Annotated in this window: 1 pseudogene; it reads left to right on the top strand. The window is 70.3% G+C overall.

The annotated features are described in order from the left end of the window. Window positions 1–743: 743 nt before the first annotated feature. Window positions 744–1,043: pseudogene (locus ACFWOG_RS40920) on the top strand (transposase); the annotation flags it as partial. Window positions 1,044–1,049 lie beyond the last annotated feature (6 nt).

The following is a 1,049-nucleotide window of genomic DNA, read 5'->3' as shown; positions in this document are numbered from 1 at the left end:
AACGTCGCCCAAGGCGCCCTCCTCGTCGCCGCCGTCGTCATCCAGCAACGCCGCAACGGCGAACGCCCCGTCGGACTCCCCACCTGACAGCGACGATGCTCACGAGCGTTTCCCGGCAGGGATGAGCTCGCCGCCCGACTGACGGTGGGTCCTCCCGGGATCTGTCGACTCCGCCGGGAGAGGTCCGTGGGCATCCACTTCGGCCCGGTGTCACCTGGTGGTCCGGGCCGGGGGCGGTCGGGTGAAAACCGGCCCGGCCCGGGCACGCCGCCCGGGGTGGTGGGCCGTCGGGTCGTACCGTCGCCGAGGTGAAGGCATGGGCACAGCTTCACACCCGGTCCGGCCGAATTCGACACTCCGGCCGGACCGGGAAAGATCTCCGGGTAGCCGAATCCGCTCGCTCTTGTGCGAGCACTACCCGGCCGCCCGGGAAACCGCCCGGAGCAAGGCGGTCTCGCCGGCGGGCATGCGCGGTACGCGCCGCCGGCCCGGGCAGCGAAGGCCACTTCCGTCCGGCCGCGGGCCGCACTCACATGCGCGGGGCGTCTGCGCGGGATCGACGTCGATGCTGCCTCCGCGAGGTTACGGGCTGAGCACGCCCGCCACCCGAAAGCGCAGCAGTAGTTGTTGTCGCTGTGACTGTAGACCTGCGGAAGGATTCCGCCGGGCGGGACCAGCTTGAGTGTCAGATCCATAGGACAGAAGTTCCCGTTGGGACGTCGAAGTGAGCCCCTGAGTTCCGCTTCGACGCCGTCGCGCTGTACCACGCGAGCCCGAGACGTACGAATGCCTCGGTGGCCAAGGACCTGGACATCAACCACGAGACGCTGCGGGCCTGGGTGCGTCAGGCCGAGCAGGCCGCCGTGCCCAGGACCGCCGAGGCCACCGCGCTGGCCAGGGAGAAGGAGCAGTTCAAGGCCCGGGTCAGGGAACTCGGGCTTGAGCGGGAGATCCTGCACCGGGCGGCCAGGATTTCGCGGGCGGCGCCGGCCACCAGTTCTCGCAGTTCGGCGGGCACATTGGGCGCGTCTCATGAGGTTTGAGGGGGG

This window comes from Kitasatospora sp. NPDC058406 (genome assembly GCF_042722765.1).
Taxonomy (GTDB): domain Bacteria; phylum Actinomycetota; class Actinomycetes; order Streptomycetales; family Streptomycetaceae; genus Kitasatospora.
This window is presented reverse-complemented; position numbering and strand designations above follow the sequence as displayed.